This is a genomic window from Gammaproteobacteria bacterium, from assembly GCA_035279405.1.
Classification (GTDB): Bacteria; Pseudomonadota; Gammaproteobacteria; order Natronospirales; family REEB76; genus REEB76.
This window is the reverse complement of record DATEHU010000017.1, coordinates 48,390-64,589: the sequence shown is the minus strand read 5'-3', so window position 1 is coordinate 64,589 and position 16,200 is coordinate 48,390. Positions and strand designations below refer to the sequence as shown.

General features: G+C 61.8%; 17 protein-coding genes and 2 tRNA genes. 9 read left to right on the top strand and 10 right to left on the bottom strand.

Going from position 1 to position 16,200, the window contains the following annotated elements; genetic code table 11:
* Positions 1 to 142: 142 nt before the first annotated feature.
* Complete coding sequence (locus tag VJR90_01480) at positions 143 to 568, top strand: hypothetical protein (GenBank protein HKV96147.1); 426 nt, start codon at positions 143 to 145, stop codon at positions 566 to 568.
* A 106-nt stretch (positions 569 to 674) separates the two neighbouring features.
* Positions 675 to 1,880, top strand: a complete 1,206-nt coding sequence (gene fabV / locus VJR90_01475; protein HKV96146.1) for an enoyl-ACP reductase FabV — start codon at positions 675 to 677, stop codon at positions 1,878 to 1,880.
* A gap of 94 nt (positions 1,881 to 1,974) precedes the next feature.
* Here the strand turns inward: fabV and VJR90_01470 are convergent, their stop codons facing one another.
* The 4 genes from VJR90_01470 to VJR90_01455 form a co-directional block, all read right to left on the bottom strand.
* On the bottom strand, positions 1,975 to 2,391 hold the full coding sequence (locus tag VJR90_01470; protein ID HKV96145.1) for a response regulator transcription factor: 417 nt from the start codon (positions 2,389 to 2,391) through the stop codon (positions 1,975 to 1,977).
* Between the two features lie 349 nt (positions 2,392 to 2,740).
* A complete protein-coding gene (locus tag VJR90_01465; protein ID HKV96144.1) occupies positions 2,741 to 3,166 on the bottom strand; it encodes a response regulator transcription factor in 426 nt (141 codons plus the stop codon).
* 379 nt (positions 3,167 to 3,545) lie between these two features.
* Complete coding sequence (locus VJR90_01460) at positions 3,546 to 3,812, bottom strand: DksA/TraR family C4-type zinc finger protein (GenBank protein ID HKV96143.1); 267 nt, start codon at positions 3,810 to 3,812, stop codon at positions 3,546 to 3,548.
* Positions 3,813 to 4,373: 561 nt separating this feature from the next.
* A tRNA-Phe gene (locus VJR90_01455) sits at positions 4,374 to 4,449 on the bottom strand.
* A gap of 538 nt (positions 4,450 to 4,987) precedes the next feature.
* Between VJR90_01455 and egtB the strand changes: the two genes are divergently transcribed.
* Together egtB and egtD are read left to right on the top strand one after the other, a co-directional pair.
* Positions 4,988 to 6,241 carry an ergothioneine biosynthesis protein EgtB gene (gene egtB / locus VJR90_01450; GenBank protein HKV96142.1) on the top strand — a complete coding sequence of 418 codons (1,254 nt, stop codon included), beginning with the start codon at positions 4,988 to 4,990 and terminating at the stop codon, positions 6,239 to 6,241.
* A gap of 1 nt (position 6,242) precedes the next feature.
* A complete protein-coding gene (egtD, locus tag VJR90_01445) occupies positions 6,243 to 7,217 on the top strand; it encodes an L-histidine N(alpha)-methyltransferase (protein HKV96141.1) in 975 nt (324 codons plus the stop codon).
* Positions 7,218 to 7,454: 237 nt separating this feature from the next.
* Here the strand turns inward: egtD and VJR90_01440 are convergent, their stop codons facing one another.
* The 5 genes from VJR90_01440 to VJR90_01420 form a co-directional block, all read right to left on the bottom strand.
* Complete coding sequence (locus VJR90_01440) at positions 7,455 to 7,727, bottom strand: oxidative damage protection protein (protein ID HKV96140.1); 273 nt, start codon at positions 7,725 to 7,727, stop codon at positions 7,455 to 7,457.
* Complete coding sequence (mutY, locus tag VJR90_01435; GenBank protein ID HKV96139.1) at positions 7,693 to 8,763, bottom strand: A/G-specific adenine glycosylase; 1,071 nt, start codon at positions 8,761 to 8,763, stop codon at positions 7,693 to 7,695. The genes VJR90_01440 and mutY overlap by 35 nt, the downstream gene beginning before the upstream one ends.
* Positions 8,764 to 8,779: 16 nt before the next feature.
* Entirely contained in the window at positions 8,780 to 9,355 is a 576-nt protein-coding gene (locus tag VJR90_01430; protein ID HKV96138.1) for an SRPBCC family protein, read from the bottom strand.
* A 40-nt stretch (positions 9,356 to 9,395) separates the two neighbouring features.
* Positions 9,396 to 11,606, bottom strand: coding sequence for an AsmA family protein (locus VJR90_01425; GenBank protein ID HKV96137.1), 2,211 nt, complete (start codon positions 11,604 to 11,606; stop codon positions 9,396 to 9,398).
* 257 nt (positions 11,607 to 11,863) lie between these two features.
* Positions 11,864 to 11,937, bottom strand: a tRNA-Gly gene (locus tag VJR90_01420).
* 120 nt (positions 11,938 to 12,057) lie between these two features.
* Between VJR90_01420 and thiS the strand changes: the two genes are divergently transcribed.
* The 4 genes from thiS (at position 12,058) to VJR90_01400 (ending at position 15,016) form a co-directional block, all read left to right on the top strand.
* Positions 12,058 to 12,258, top strand: a complete 201-nt coding sequence (gene thiS, locus VJR90_01415; protein ID HKV96136.1) for a sulfur carrier protein ThiS — start codon at positions 12,058 to 12,060, stop codon at positions 12,256 to 12,258.
* 142 nt (positions 12,259 to 12,400) lie between these two features.
* Positions 12,401 to 13,210, top strand: a complete 810-nt coding sequence (locus tag VJR90_01410) for a thiazole synthase (GenBank protein HKV96135.1) — start codon at positions 12,401 to 12,403, stop codon at positions 13,208 to 13,210.
* Positions 13,211 to 13,220: 10 nt separating this feature from the next.
* The gene (gene trmB, locus VJR90_01405) at positions 13,221 to 13,907 is read left to right on the top strand and encodes a tRNA (guanosine(46)-N7)-methyltransferase TrmB (GenBank protein ID HKV96134.1); all 687 of its coding nucleotides are present in this window, start codon (positions 13,221 to 13,223) and stop codon (positions 13,905 to 13,907) included.
* A gap of 74 nt (positions 13,908 to 13,981) precedes the next feature.
* Positions 13,982 to 15,016 carry a DUF4344 domain-containing metallopeptidase gene (locus VJR90_01400; GenBank protein HKV96133.1) on the top strand — a complete coding sequence of 345 codons (1,035 nt, stop codon included), beginning with the start codon at positions 13,982 to 13,984 and terminating at the stop codon, positions 15,014 to 15,016.
* Positions 15,017 to 15,054: 38 nt separating this feature from the next.
* On the opposite strand, the gene VJR90_01395 is transcribed toward VJR90_01400, so the two are convergent.
* Positions 15,055 to 15,681: a MarC family protein gene (locus VJR90_01395; protein ID HKV96132.1), complete on the bottom strand. Its 627-nt coding sequence runs from the start codon at positions 15,679 to 15,681 to the stop codon at positions 15,055 to 15,057.
* Positions 15,682 to 15,884: 203 nt separating this feature from the next.
* On the opposite strand from VJR90_01395, the gene VJR90_01390 reads away from it, so the two are divergent.
* Positions 15,885 to 16,190, top strand: a complete 306-nt coding sequence (locus VJR90_01390; GenBank protein HKV96131.1) for a DUF6763 family protein — start codon at positions 15,885 to 15,887, stop codon at positions 16,188 to 16,190.
* The last annotated feature ends 10 nt before the right edge of the window (positions 16,191 to 16,200 follow it).

Genomic DNA, 16,200 nt, shown 5'->3' with positions numbered 1-16,200 from the left:
GTCGCGCGCCGGCTGACGACCGCGCCCTCACCGGAACCGATGCCGATACTCGCGGTTTGACCTTGCCGAGTCTGTGGGAAAATAATGCACCACAGATTTTGCCGTCCACGGACAGGGCGCATCACACCGGGAGATCACCACCATGAAAATCGCCATGCTCATTCCCGCGCTGGCCTGCGCGCTGTTGCTGACCGCCTGCATACCGGTGCCGCTGCAGCACTACGACAATATGCCCGCAGTCGGCTTCGAGAATCAGCCGCTCGACATAAAACAGCTTGAGCGTGCGATATATGTCGGCGCCTACAACGAGGGTTGGACCGCCGTGACCGTGGCGCCCGGCCACATCGTGGCCACGCACGTCGAAACGCCGCGCAGCGTGAGCGTGGACATCCTGTATGACGCGCACACTTACAGTATCCACTACAAAAACACTCAGGACATGAACTACGACGCGGCGACCGGCAAGATCGATCCACGTTACAACCGCTGGACCGCGGACCTGAGGGATTCCATCAACGCTGCCATGCGAACCATGTGCAGCGCGCCATCGGCGTGTGTCCCGCAATAGTTGCGGTAGCGCGCGGCACGCGTAACCGGGTTCGGTGCAGGGGGATGCGGTGGCCGCGCACGCAGTCCGGTTGTCACGCGCCGCATCTGCCACAAGGTGAGCACGCATGATTGTTCAGCCGAAAGTGTGGGGCTTTATCTGCACCACGGCGCATCCGCTGGGCTGCGAACTCAACGTGCGCGACCAGGTCGCGCGCGCGCGCAAAGCCCCGGGACAGGCGAGCGTGCCGAAAACCGCGCTTATCATCGGCGCCTCCACCGGATACGGCCTGGCGGCACGCATCACCGCGGCCTTTGTCTACGGCGCCGCGACTGTGGGCGTGTTCCTGGAAAAGCCGGGACGGGTCGCCAAGTCCGCGAGCGCCGGCTGGTACAACGCGGCGGCGTTCCATCAGTACGCGACGCGCGCCGGACTGCCTTGTGTGTCCATCAACGGCGATGCGTTCGCCGCCGCTACGCGCAGCTGCGCGATCGACGCTATCAAGCGCGACCTCGGTGGCCAGGTGGATCTGGTGGTGTATTCCCTGGCCGCACCGCTGCGTCGGCTGCCGGACGCACGCACGGCGCGCACCGCGCTCAAGCCCATCGGTGCGCCGTTCACCACCAAGACTGTCGATACCGACCATGACACGGTGATCGAAGTCACCGTGCCGTCCGCGAGCGCGGAGGAAATCCGCGACACCGTCTCGGTGATGGGCGGCGAGAATTGGAGCCAGTGGCTCGCGGCGCTGGACGCGGCCCAGGTGCTTGCCCCCGACGCCACCACCGTGGCGTACAGCTACATCGGACCGGAAATCACCTGGCCGATCTATTGGCATGGCACGCTCGGGCACGCCAAAAAGGACCTGGAAAATACCGCGCGTGAATTGGGTACGCGCTACGCGGCAGGCGGACTCAGGGCTGGCGTCGCCATCATGAAATCCGTGGTCACCCAGGCGAGCGCGGCGATTCCGGCCATGCCGCTGTACCTGTCGGTGGTGCAACGCGCGCTGCGCTCGCGCGCGCTCGCCGAGGATTGTCTCGCGCAGCAGCAACGACTGTTCAGCGATTTTCTCTACCGGGCCGACAGCCATGCGCCGCTGGACGACGGACACGGTCGCTGGCGGCTGGATGACCGCGAACTGCGCAGCGACGTACAGCAGGCCTGTCTGGAATTGTGGCCGCAGGTCACTACGGCGAATCTGCGCGAGCTGACCGACTACGCGCAGTACAAGCGCGACTTCCTGCGGCTGTTCGGTTTTGCGCGTGCCGATGTCAACTACCAAGACGAAGTCGAGACACGCCGGGAGTTTCCCTGTCTCAGTTGTGAATGAATGTTGCCGGACGCGTGCGGCGTTGCGGCTTCGCTTTGCCTGGTGTGAGCGGAGCCCCGGCCGTCAGTAGCGCCGGATAATCAAATCCACGCGGTCATCCGGACGCGTGCGCGATCTGAGTCCCGGTGGCGGCCGTGCCGCGCAACGCGGGTTCGTCATTCAGTCGCCGCAGCAGGGGCAGCAGCTCCGCATGCGTATCGCGCTTGGCGATGTAGCCGTCCACGCCCATGAGCGTCGCACCTTCGCGATACTCGGGCTCGTCGAACATGGACATCATCACCACGTGCGGTGGTGGCACTAGTTGTTTGAGATGTTGGGCAAGTTCCAGGCCATTCATGCAGGGCATGGCCAGATCCGAGATCACTACATCCGGCTGCAATGCGGTCGCCAGCTGCAAGCCTTCAACTCCGCCGCTCGCGCGGCCTACCACCTGGATCGCGGGATTGCGCGCCAGCTCCACCGCCAGCGTCTCGAGGAACAGAACATTGTCGTCCACCAGAATCACGCGCATGTTTGTCTCCGTCTGCCGCGACACCACGGTCGCCCTCGGGCGCACCGTTGGCCTAATGTCGCCATCCGATGCCTAATTTCCGTGACTCAAAGTCTGGACGTCCGGGTGCCGGTAATCTATCGGTAAATCCCCTAACGGGTTCAGTTTCACTCCCGGTAAATCCCGTGGTTTTTTCCGACTGCCGGCGCTTGCCGAGTACCCGCGCGGGTTCCGGCAGCTGTTCGGGTTTGCGCGCCGTGAGATTCCCGACCCTGGTCGTGATTGACCGTGCCCACAAACGTGCCCCGGCCGGATTCTCGCCGAATCCGGCCGGGGCAACTTCTTCCGCCATTATCGCAGGACAGGCAAATCAGTGGGGGTAGGCGTGTGCCTGCGCTCTGCGCACGGAGGCGCCGCGCACGCGTTGCGGCATAGTCTCCAACTGCAAGCGCCGCAGCAGCGGCAGCAGTTCGGAATACACGTTGGGCTTGGCAATGTACGCGTCTGCGCCCATGCGCATCGCACCTTCGTAGTATTCCGGCTCGTCATACAGTGCCAGCACCACCACGCGCGGCGCCGGCTCCAGCATTTTGAGCTCATGGGTCATTTCCAGACCGTTCATGTCAGGCATGGCCTGGTCCACGATCACGATGTCCGGCTGCATTTCGCGCGCCAACCGCAAACCTTCCACACCGCTGCTGGCGCGTGCCACGATCTGCACTGCGGGATTACGCTTCAGCTGCTCCGTCAACGTTTTGAGAAACACGGGATCGTCGTCCACAAGAATTGCACGCATGGTAACCTCCGATAAAACCGGGCGCGTATGCCATGGTTGCCGTCGAGCGGGTCCATGGTCCGCACCACCATTTCATGTGTTTTCAGTCGCGTCCAGTCTGTATTTCCGGGGACGGGCCGACCATCGGAGAATCCCCCAACAGGTTCAGCCGCAACCCTAGAGAATCCCATTCTCATCCGAACGCTCAAAGCCCGGCACACCGTCCGGCAGGCAAATCAAGCCGCTCGGATGACCCCGTCGGCAACTCGCTTGACATATATATAAGTGTGGTGAGGCCGGTGTATTTCATTGAGATGCCAGTGGAATCTCAATCCGGCCGAACGCCGGCACACGACGCGCCGGCTGGTCAGATCACCAGGGATGGTCACAGGTAAGCGAATCAGCGCAGTTGGCTGTCCTTGCTGCCGCGCCGGTTATAGAGACTCTGGACTTTGATTTTCTTGTCGGCTTCGCTCTGGCAGGCAACACACAGGCGCACGCCGGGCACGGCCTTGCGCCGCGCTTCCGGGATTTCCGCGCCGCATGCTTCGCAGCGTTTCAAACTTCTGCCCGAATGCAAACGCCCGCGCACGCTTTTCAGCGCGTCCTCGATGCTCGCGTCGATCTGCTCCTGAACCGCGCCGTCTTTTGCCCAACCCGTTGCCATATCACTGCTCGTAAATTTCAGAAAATCTTTGAGTCATTCCGGTCTTCGTCATACCGGCGCGATCCCGGCTTCCGCCGGGAGGTATCCAGTAATAAACTGATTCTCCTGCACTCCGGTTCGAGCCAAGCGCAGTCTGCCCTGAGCTTGTCGAAGGGCCGCAATGACGTAAAGATCGCGGCGCACATGGGTTTTTTCAAGTGCTGCCTTGTGCATCGTGACTCAGCGGTTCGTCCTCACCCGCCGCCTGGCGCGCCAAAACATACAGCAGATCGGACACGCGTAGGCGTTCGATTCCGCCCCGGTGAATTCATGTAAGAAATTTGGTGGCCAGGGGTGGGCTCGGCCGACTCGGCCGAGTGGGCGTCCAAGGGCCAGAAGCAAAGCTTCTGGCGGGTGCACATGGATGTGCACCCTGGACCATGCGCGGAGCAGGAAGCGGAGCGTATGGGTTGCCTTGGGAAGGCAACCGCAGCAGGGACTGCACAGGTTGCCGTGCGGACCACCGACACTCAATCAGTGTTCGATTCCGCCCACATGCAACAATCTTTACAGAGAAAATTATGGTGGCCAGGGGCGGAATCGAACCACCGACACGCGGATTTTCAGTCCGCTGCTCTACCAACTGAGCTACCTGGCCTTAATTCTGAACAACGTATTCTCACAGATGCATCCCTGCGGCGCCCCCAGCTCGGCTCCCTGCCTCGCGTTCGGGCGGACGCGAGCTGTGCTCGCGTTAAATGCCCCGCCCTCACCCAACTGAGCTACCTGGCCTGATACAGAAATCCTGAACCATCCCTGGTGCGCTGACCAGCCCCGACATCGTGTCGGGTCGTTCGCCGGGCGCGAAGCCGTGCTTCGCGTAAATCTCCTGGCTCACCCCAGCTCGGCCACTGCGCTGCGCAATCCTGCTCCGCTTGTGTTCCAGGGCGGACATCGTGTCCGCCCGCTCGAAGCTGCGCTTCTTGCCCCTGTCTCGCGTTCGGTCGGACGCGAGCTGTGCTCGCGTTAGAGGCACCGGCCTCACCCAACTGAGCTACCTGGCCAAGTTACGACCGGGGGAAAAACAGGAAAAATCAGGGCCGCTATTAAAACTGTCGGGGCTTTGCAGGTCAAGGGCCAGACGGGATTTTTGACACTCCAGCACACTCGGACTAGGCTTCGGCTGGAGCGCAAAAATGAATACTCTATCCGTCCCTCATTCGACAGCGGCCGCAAACTCACTGCTCGACCGCTACCGCGCGGTGCGCGCGCTCACCGTGGATTTGTGCCACACGCTTGCGCCCGAGGACATGATGGTACAGAGCATGCCGGACGCAAGCCCCGCGAAATGGCACCTGGCGCACACCACGTGGTTTTTCGAGACTTTCATCCTGGTCCCGTACGCCAAGGGCTACCGGCCATTTCATCCCCAGTACGCCTACCTGTTCAACTCTTATTACTACAGCGCGGGCCGGATGTACCCGCGGCCGGAGCGCGGCCTGCTGTCGCGACCCACGGTGGCCGATATCTTCAGCTATCGGGACTGCGTGAACGACCACATGCAGCGGCTGCTGGACCAGAACAAGGGCGACGCGCAATTCGAATTTCTGGTGACGCTCGGCCTGAACCACGAGCAGCAGCACCAGGAACTCCTGCTCACCGACCTCAAGCACCTGTTCTCGCTCAATCCGCTCAAGCCGGTCTGGCGGGACCTGCCTGCGCCGCCCCGGCACGCCGCACCCGCGCTGAAATTCATGGCCCGGCCCGAGGGCCTGTCTCAGATCGGTCATGCCGGCAACGGGTTCGCATACGACAATGAAACCCCACGCCATCGCGTGTTCCTCAAGGCACACGCGATCGCCAACCGGCCGGTCACGACCGGCGAGTACCGGGAGTTCATACGCGCTGGTGGCTACTCGAAGCCGGAACTTTGGCTGTCGGACGGCTGGGCCACCGTCCAGCGCGACGGCTGGCAGCGGCCGCTCTATTGGAACGAAGACCTGAGCGCGGAATTCACTCTCGGCGGCGAACACGAGTTGGACCTGAACGCACCGGTGTGTCACGTGAGTTACTACGAAGCCGACGCCTTCGCACGCTGGACCGGCGCGCGCCTGCCGACGGAAGCGGAATGGGAAGCCTTCGCCGCCGAACAACCAGTGAGCGGGAATTTCCTGGATAGCGGTCTGTTCCATCCCGCCGCAAGCGGCGCACCGCATATATATGGTGATGTCTGGCAGTGGACTTCGAGCGCCTATGCGCCCTATCCCGGCTACCAGCCGCTTGCCGGCACGCTTGGCGAGTACAACGGCAAGTTCATGGCGAACCAGTTGGTGTTGCGCGGCGGCTCCTGCGTCACGCCCGCCGGCCACATGCGTGCCAGCTACCGCAACTTTTTCTATCCCCATCAGCGCTGGCAATTCATGGGTCTGCGCCTCGCCAAGGACAACTGACATGAAGATATCCCAGGCACTGTCGGTCACACTGCACGACTACGTGCCACGCGCCGGCGATATGCGCTCGGAAATCCTCGGCGGTCTGGCGGCCAGCCCCAAAACCCTGCCCGCCAAGTATTTCTACGACGAGCGCGGCTCGAAACTGTTCGATGCGATATGCGAGCTGCCGGAGTATTACCTCACGCGCACCGAGCTCGCGATCATGCAAGCGAGCGCCGCGGACATGGCCAATGTGCTCGGGCCGCGCGCGTTGCTGGTCGAGCCGGGCAGCGGCAGCAGCGCGAAAACGCGCCTGCTGCTCGACAAGCTGCACTGGCCGTGCGCTTACGTGCCCGTGGATATCTCGCGCGAACATCTGGTCATCGCCGCGGATCGCCTGAACCGGCAATACCCCGCACTGGAAGTCCTGCCGGTTCACGCCGACTTCAGCCAGCGGTTTGCACTGCCCGTGCCACGACTCCCCGCCGCCTGCACGGTGATTTACTTTCCGGGCTCGACCATCGGCAACTTCGAGCCGGATGCGGCGGTGGCGCTCCTGAAGCAACTGCAGCAGCTTGCCGGCCATAAGGGTGCCTTGCTGATCGGCGTGGATCTGAACAAGGATCGCACCGTGCTCGAAGCGGCATACAACGACGCGGCCGGCGTTACCGAAGCCTTCAATCTGAACCTTCTGGAACGGATCAATCGCGAACTGCACGCAGACTTCAACGCGCAACGCTTCCAGCACCATGCTCCGTACAATCAGGCGGAAGGTCGCATCGAAATGCACCTCGTGAGCCGCAACAACCAGATCGTACACATCGGCGAAAACATTGTGCGATTCCGTGCGGGCGAGGCCATCGTCACGGAATACAGCTACAAGCACACGCTGCCGGGATTTGCCGCACTCGCAGCGCAGGCGGGCTGGAAAGTGCGCAAGGTCTGGACCGACGACAAGCGCTGGTTCAGCGTGCAATACCTGACGGCGGATTAGGCGCCCGCCCCTGCCTTCATTCCGGCGCGACGCCCCCTCGTCATTCCGGTCCTTCGACAGGCTCAGGACAGGCCTGGCTGCGCCCGAGCTGGAATCCAGTTCCGGATTGAGCGGCCTACGGCCACAGATTTTTCAAGAAAGCGGTATTCCGTCCCGCGGCCGGGTGACTTTCTTTGTTCGTGCAAAGAAAGTCACCAAAGAAACACGCCCCGGGGGTCGCTCCTACCCGACGTGAAACTACGGTGCGGGCGGGACGTATCCTTCCGGTATCTTGGCGCCGCCGCTGAAGAAGAACTTTTCCATTTCCTCGGCGAGAAACTTGCGCGCCTTGGGGTCAAGGGCGGACAGGCGGTACTCGTTGATGAGCATGGTTTGGTGCTGCAGCCATTGCTGCCAGGCCTGTTTGCTCACCAGCGCGTAGATGCGCTGGCCGAGTTCGCCGGGATACGGCGGACGTTCCAGGCCTTCAAGTTCCTCACCCAGCAAGACGCATTTGACCGTGCGCGTCATTTCGCGATTCCTCCTGCATTTCCCGTAATTGTTTCAGCAGTTTCTTGACCGGAGCGGCAAGACCGAGGGCCGGCTCGTGCGCTAGCGTCACCCAGCGGCGGTCGACATTATCGCCGATGCGCGCATCCGCCGCGATTGCGAGCCGCAGCGGTTCGATGTCCAAGTGGAAGTGACTGAAAGTGTGGCGCAGTACCGGCCAACTCTGTTGGGCGGACGGCGTGGTGCCGAATTCCTTTCCGCACCAGTCGGAAACATCGGCCGAGGGTGAAATTTCCGGCAGACTCCAGAGCCCGCCCCAAACGCCCGCGGGCGGACGGCGTTCGAGCAGCATGCGATTGCCACAGGTAACAAGCAACATGCGGGTGCGGCGTACGGGTTTTGTTTTCCGCAGACGCGGCGAGGGAAACGCGGTTTCGCGGCTGAGGGCGTGCGCGCGGCAGCCGGATGCGAGCGGGCATTCGCCGCAACGCGGTCGCGTATGCGTACAGAGCGTGGCGCCCAAATCCATGATCGCCTGCGTGTAAGTCGCGACATGGGCGCGCGGTGTGTGCTGTTCGGCCAGTGCCCACAGCTTGTTTTCGATTACCTTTTCGCCTGGCCAACCCTTAATGGCGTGGTAGCGCGTGAGCACACGCTTCACATTGCCATCGAGGATGGCGTGACGTTCGCCGCGCGCGAGCGCGAGGATGGCACTGGCCGTGGAACGCCCGATGCCGGGCAGCGCCGCGACCTGGTCAAACTTTAGCGGGAAACGCCCGCGGTGTTGGTCGCGGATGAGCCGTGCGGCGCGGTGCAGGTTACGTGCACGCGCGTAGTAGCCGAGGCCAGACCACAAGTGCAGTACGTCGTCGAGCGGTGCATCGGCGAGCGCGCGCACGCTGGGGAAGCGCGCCAGGAAACGCCGGTAATAATCCTTCACGGTCGCCACCTGGGTCTGCTGCAGCATGATTTCCGAGACCCACACGCGATACGGCGTACGGCTACGCTGCCAAGGCAGGTCGTGACGGCCGTGTGCGCAGTGCCAGCGCAGAAGCACGGGCGATAGTCGAATCTCAACGGGTCTGCGCGGCCGGGGCATGCGTGCTGGTGGATGCGGGCGGCAGGTGCGCGCGTTCGCGCGCGAGTTTCTCGATGCCGCGCGCGCTGAACTCACCCTCGGCGCGCAACTGGCTCTTGACCAACGCCGGCCCGATGAGCGGCGGAATCCAGAACTCCGGCTCTATCGTCAACGTCCATTGCATACGCGTCCCCCGGCCTTCCGCCTGCAGGTGCCAATCGGATTCGTCGTGTTTCACATTGCTCAGCTCGGGAATAGCGGCCGCGGTGAGGGTGCCGGGCGGGGATTCCGTCACTTTCTGGATTTCCTTGATGGTATGGCAGAAAAACAGCACGCAGGCGCGGCTTTCCATGTACACCAGTGCAGTGTGCGCATCCGGTCGTTCCAGGAGGCGGCTGCGCCGTATCACACGACTGATGCGCGTGAGGTGGTTGTAATCGGTGAGTACCCGGTACACCTGCGGCAGCGGTGCGTCCAGATACACGTCGGCGCTCAGCCGGTAAATGTCGCCGTCGCGGCTGATCTCGAGTGCATGAAACTGTGCGGCGTAGGCACGGGTGCACACACCCATAGTCAAGATCAGCGTTACGGCCAATAGCCGCACATGGCCCTCATCGTTGGCTTTGACCCAGCGCCGTAGGGGGATGCATGTGCGTCCCGGATGCAGGCGGCGAACTGGGATTCAACAGCCCCTTGAGCTTGTCGCGGATCTGATTCTCAAGCCGGCCGCGCACTTCCTGTTTTTTCTTCTGCACCTCGGCGTGCGCGCGTTCCTGCACCGCGCCCGCGATGTCCGGCGTGATGCTGGGGCGCGTGAGTGTGCCGCTGATTTTCAATGGAATGGTTTTGCCGGCCAGCCCGCTCAGGTCCGATTTCGCGCCGAGCTTCGGCGTGCCGGTGATGTGGGCCTTGAACCTGTAATCCAGGGTGTTTTCCGCCAGATCCAGCTTGCCGCTGCCGTCCAGATTCAGGAACGGCAGTTGCGCCACCAGATCGCGGTTGTCGAGTACGCCGTTGCGTATGGCGCCGCTGCCCTGCAGGCTGGCAAATTCCGTCTGATTGGCGGCCGGGGGCGGCGCAGGCTGATGCCTGGCCAGCGCCTCGGCACGCGCGATGGCATTCCATATATTGATGCCCTGGATGGCGCCGTTCTTCAACGCAAAACTCATTTTGCCGTTCAGGGTGTGACGCATCTCGCCTACGGTCGGGCCGAGCGCGCGTGTGGCAACCTGCAGGTTGGCGGTGCCGCTCAAACGCTTCACGCCGAGCATATCCTGCAGCAATCCGCCGGCCTGCACGTTCTGCAGGCTCAGCTTCTCGGTGACGACGGGGGTATCGCTGCCGGCATCGATGCGCACGCTGCCGGTGAGCGTGCCGCCATAGAGCTGCGCCGCGAGCGGATCGACCTGCACCACGCCGTTCGCGGCGTGCACGCCCACGCTCAGCTCGCTGCTGTGGGTATTAAGCAGCGTAAGCTGCCCGACATGCAGCTGGCCGTCGACATTCAGCGCGCGCAAGCTGCGCACCGACAGGCTGATCTTGTTGATGTCGGTGGGTTCGCGCGGCTGCGCCGGCGTGGCGGCTTTCTGCGGCGGCAGATAACGGTCAGCATTGAGTTGATTCACGTTCAGGTTGAATTCCAGCGCCCGGCTCCTGAAATCCTTGACGCTCACGGTGCCGGTAAGCGTGCTGTCGTCCAGCTTGAAGTTCAGGTCCTGCACGGTGACGGCATCACTGGAACTCACGAAATTCAGCGCGCCTGAGGCCTGGGCGAGCGCCTGCGGATCGCGGGTATTGGCCAGACTCGCGTGACCCAGCGCGGTGAATACCGCACGCGGGGAGAACTGGGCCAGCGTCAGACTGCCGTTGAAGCTCGGTTGCTCATGCAGGCCGCGGCCCTCAGCGTCGGCCTGCAGCTTCACGCCGTAGGCGCTCGCAATGAGACCGTTGACCGCGAGCGTGCCGGCGTCCATGTTCAGCGCACCCTGCTGCCACTGCAGTTGCGCATGGACCTGCCCGCCCGGGACCGCGTCGCCGCCGGCGCTGAGCACGAGCCGGGCGTTGCTGGCGGAATAGATCTTGTGCGCCAGATCCGCCGACACCGTGCCCTTGAAATCCGCATGTCCGCCGAGCTGCGGGTTGGTGCCGCTGAAATCGAAACTGGTGGTCACGCGCATCGGTTTGCCGGACGCAAATGCACCCATGTCGAACTGGAAGGCGCTGAGGATGTACTGCTGGTGCTTTTGCGCGTTGCGCCACACCAGGCCGCTGTTGGTCACGCTGAAGCCCTGTATCTGCAGATTGGCCAGACCGTTGCCGGAGCTGCCGCCCGCGGACGCCGGTGCGCCGCCGCTCTTCAGATGATCGAGTATGTCCTGCCAGTTGTTGCGGCCGCGGGCATCGCGCTCCAGGTCAAGCTGCAGGCCGTCGAGCTTGACGGTGCCGACTTCGATCTTGCCACGCAACAGCGGCCAGAATCTCACGTGCACGTCGGTTTCATTGATGCTCGCGAACGGCGTGTTGCCGAAACCCGGCGCGTTGCCGAGCGCCATCGGCCCGATCTGCGCACCCAGCCACGGGAAAATGGACAGTTTTATGTTGCCGGAAATGCTGAGTTCGCGCCCGGTCTTGTCCTTCACGACCTTGACGATTTGCGGCTTGAAATCGTTGGGGTTGATGACGAACGGCAACACGATGACCAGAATGATGATCACCGCGATGATGCACGCGACCACAATACCGGCGATCTTCCATGGCCGGTGCGGCGAGTGGCCGGGAGGCGAGCCGGGTTTGCGTTCGGGAAGATGCGGCTTGGTCGGCATGATGATCCCTCAAACGATAATGCGGCTGGCGCAATCAAGGACGATGCGCGCGTCCCGCTGCGAAAACGCCCGGGGACCCGTCCGGTTACGGGCGGTGCCCCTCTGTCCAACGCAATAATCCTGGAGCGGATGATGGGCGAGGCGGGTGATTTTATCGGACAGCTACTGGCTGTCCGATCCCGCCGAGCGCCGATACATGGAAGTATCGGCCGGTTAGCCCACCAGGGACGGTTCCCCGCTCACTCACTCAATAATACTGGAGCGGGTGATGGGAATCGAACCCACGTTAGCAGCTTGGGAAGCTGCAGTTCTACCATTGAACTACACCCGCGCGCGGATCATTCTAGCAGCAAGCCGAAAACCTCCGGTACTGACGGGACACCGATGCGTGCCCGCACTCCCCGCTGGCGCCTGCGGTAGAATGCAGGCAGCACAGCGCGTGACGTGCAACATGCAGATCCAGCTCAACGGCACTCCCACCGACATCCCCGATGCGCTCAGCGCACGCGAGTTGCTCGACCGGCTGGAACTCGCCGGCCGGCGCGTGGCGCTGGAAGTGAACGGCGAGATCGTACCGCGCAGCACGCACCCGGGCTACCGCTTCCGCCCCGACGACAAGGTGGAAATCGTCCACGCCATCGGCGGCGGGTGAGGCGGGTATCTGTATCGGACAGCCAATGGCCGTCGGATCCCGCCGAACGCCACGACAGCGATATCGTGACAGGTAGGCGCACCATGGATGGTTTGACACTCCGACAAACAGCTAGGATCAACATTCAGCGCAGAGAGTCTAGATGAACACCGCTATCCAGCAAGTCAATCCTTCCGCCGATATCTTCACCGTCGCCGGACATAATTTCCATTCGCGCCTGCTGATCGGCACCGGGAAATACAAGGATCTGGATGAAACCCGGCGCGCGGTGGAAGCCAGCGGCGCGGAGATTGTTACCGTGGCCGTGCGCCGCACCAACATTGGCCAGAACAAGAACGAGCCCAATCTGCTGGAGGTGCTGCCGCCGTCGCAATACACCATCCTGCCGAACACTGCCGGCTGCTACACGGCGGAGGACGCGGTGCGCACCTGCCGCCTGGCGCGCGAATTGCTCGACGGACGCACGCTGGTGAAACTCGAAGTGCTGGGCGACCAGAAAACCCTGTATCCCAACGTGACTGAAACCCTGCGGGCCGCTGAGACGCTCGTCAAGGACGGGTTCGACGTCATGGTCTATACCACCGACGACCCGCTGATCGCCAAGCGCCTCGAAGAACTCGGCTGCGCCGCCGTCATGCCGCTCGGCGCGCCGCTCGGCTCTGGTCTCGGCATCCGCAACCCGTACAACATCCTCACCATTGTCGAGAACGCGCGCGTGCCGATTCTCGTGGACGCCGGCGTAGGCACGGCCTCGGACGCCACCATCGCCATGGAACTCGGTTGCGACGGCGTGCTCATGAACTCGGCCATAGCGCACGCCAAGAATCCGGTGCTCATGGCGAGCGCCATGAAGAAAGCCATTGAGGCCGGGCGCGAGGCGTTCCGCGCCGGGCGCATGCCGAAGAAGCGTTTTGCCTCGGCCTCCTCGCCCATCGAGGGGCTGTTCTTCTAGCGCCTTGCCCATGCCGGCCGCCGCACCGCCGCGCACGATTCGCAGCTTCGTTCTGAGACAAGGGCGAATCACGCGCGGCCAGCGCACCGCCTTCGCCAAGCTGATGCCGCATTACGGCCTGGACCCCGCGCACGGCGCGTTCGATTTCACGTCCACATTCGGCCGCGCGGCGCGCCGCACGCTCGAAATCGGCTTCGGCAACGGTGAAGCGCTGCTGGCGCTGGCGCGCGCCCATCCCGGGGAGGATTTTCTCGGCATCGAAGTGCACCGGCCGGGCATCGGCCGCCTGCTGCTGACGCTGGAAGCGGAACCGCTGCACAACGTGCGTGTGGTGTGCGCCGATGCGGTCGAAGTGCTGCAGCGCTGCGTGCCCGACGCCAGCCTCGATGCGGTGCTGCTGTTCTTTCCCGATCCCTGGCCCAAGAAGCGCCATCACAAGCGCCGCCTCGTGCAGAAGGAATTCATCGCGCTGCTGGCACAAAAACTGAAATCCGGCGGCCGCCTGCAACTCGCCACCGACTGGCCGGATTACGCCGCGCAGATGCTCGCTGTGCTCGACAGTTCGCCGGCATTTTCCAACTGCGCTGACGGCGGCGGCTACGCGCCCCGGCCCGCACAACGTCCGCCCACCAAATTCGAGCGCCGCGGCGTCGCGCTCGGCCACGTGGTGCATGATCTGGTGTTCGTGCGGCGCTGACCCGTCAATTGCCGCAGATACAAGCTCCTTCTATGCTATAACTACCCACGGAGACGCGTTCAGGGGAAATCATCATGCGTAGAGTATTTCTAATATTGTTGCTTACCCTTGCGGCGGTGGCGGCACATGCGGAAGTCACTGTAAATCCCTACATTATTACAACTAACAATGGGAACGTTGCAGTACCAGCCAGACACATTGTTACTATCCCAGTCATCGCTAACGCGCAGCCCGGTGATGAGATTGCCGTGGCCCTAATAGTCAATAACGCCGTGTACAAGGACATCAGTGCATATGTAGTGGATCAGACAAACTTGAATCTATTTGAACAAGGAGCACAAGGACAGATTCAAGGAGTCACAAAGCAAACTCAGATCGGCAATAAACCCATTGAGTTTATCGCCAAAGCAAATTCCTATGGTCCTTACCTGCTAGTGTTAGATAACCGCTACGCCACAATCATCACAAAACATGTTACATGGAAGGTAGAAACCAAAACTCGACTTCCTGAAAACGTAGTCCAATCGCTCAAAACCAGCTTACAAACTGCATACTCGATGCTAAAGAAGGAATTTGTTTTCACGGATTTTAATATCCATGTTCAACCATGTGGGATTCCCAACGCATTTTCGAGCCCAGACATAACGATATGTTACGAACTTATGGATCAGCTTATAGAACAACACGAATCTGCAGCCTTATCTTTCGTAATACTGCACGAATTAGGGCATTCGCTGATGAACGTGTGGGGCCTGCCTGCATATAGCAATGAGGACATGGCCGACCAGTTTGCCGCAGCATTTCTGTTGCGCTCGGAGAACGGGGTTGAATCGCTGGACAAAGCAATGGAATGGTTTTCCAGTCAAGATTCTCTCGCTCAGGCTCAATACATGCTCACGCATGGCGACCCGCATGCGCTCTCTGTACAACGTGTACGAAATATTCAGGGCTATATCGCAAATCCTAGTCCTATGGAACAGCGCTGGAATCATGTTTTCTACCCACATATGACCATCGCAGCTCTTAAGTATGTTATTGCGCACCCCGGTAAATACGACGACGTGGCATTAGCCAAACAAGCGCTAGCTGCCCTAGACACGGGAAGGTAGTGAAGTAGCGCTGCGCAAGGTCCCAACAGAACAAAGACTTAGTGGAAAAATCCGGCGCGGATGCCGTCTACCATGAACTGCACGGCGAGCGCGGCGAGGATCACGCCAAACAGCCGGCCGATCACGTTCGCGCCGGTTTCACCGAGCAACTTCATCAGCCGGTTGGTCAGCAACAGGCAGCCAAGCGTGATGCCCAGCACCAGCAGCACCACCACCACCAGACCCACGAACATCATGATCTTGCCGTGCGCCTCGCTCACCATGATGAGGATGGTGGCGAGCGCACCGGGTCCGGCGATGAGCGGGAAGGCGAGCGGAAACACCGACACGTCTTCCTTGGCCTTGCCTTCTTCCTCCTCGCGCTCCGTGGCCGAGCGCCCGCCCGACTGGCGCGCGAACACCATGTCGATGGCGATCAGGAACAGCAGCGCACCACCCGCGATCTTGAACGCCGGGAAACTGATGCCGAGCATGCGCAGCAGCCAGTCGCCGATGGCGGCAAACACCAGCAGGATGGCGGTGGCGAGAATCGTGCCCTTGATGGCCATGCGCCGCCGGTGCAACTGACCGCCGCCGCGCGTTATGGCGCCAAACATGGGCGCCAGGCCGATCGGGTCGATGACCACAAACAGTGAAATGAACATGCTGATGTACTGTTCCAGCATTGTCTGCAATCCGCTGTTCAAAATTGCCAGAAGTTACACACGGCTACGGGTTCAAGCTGGACTGAGTCTTGAAACCGGTCAATTCAAGCCGCGATTTGCACATGCCATTTTTCGCTTGCTTTATGCCGGTACGAGTTCTATAACATGTGCACGAGGGCTTGATGATGCATGGTAGCAAGCTTCAGCCCGGAGGGACTACTCTCATGAGCAGCACGGTGGAACCCGAATCCTGGTTGCCCGCCGTGGGCGATTGGTACGCCGATCCGCAGGGCGTCACCTTCGAGGTGGTGGCCGTGGACGAAGAGGATGGCACCATCGGCGTGCAGTATTTCGACGGCACACTGGAAGAGCTGGACGCGGACGGCTGGGGCGAGATGCAGCTCAAACCGGTGGATCCCCCCGAAGACTGGTCCGGTTCACTCGACATGGAGCGCGAGGATTACGGCGTGGACCGCGACGAGGAACGTCACGAGTTGTGGGCCCGCCCCTTCGATCATCTGGACGAATAAACCCGAACGG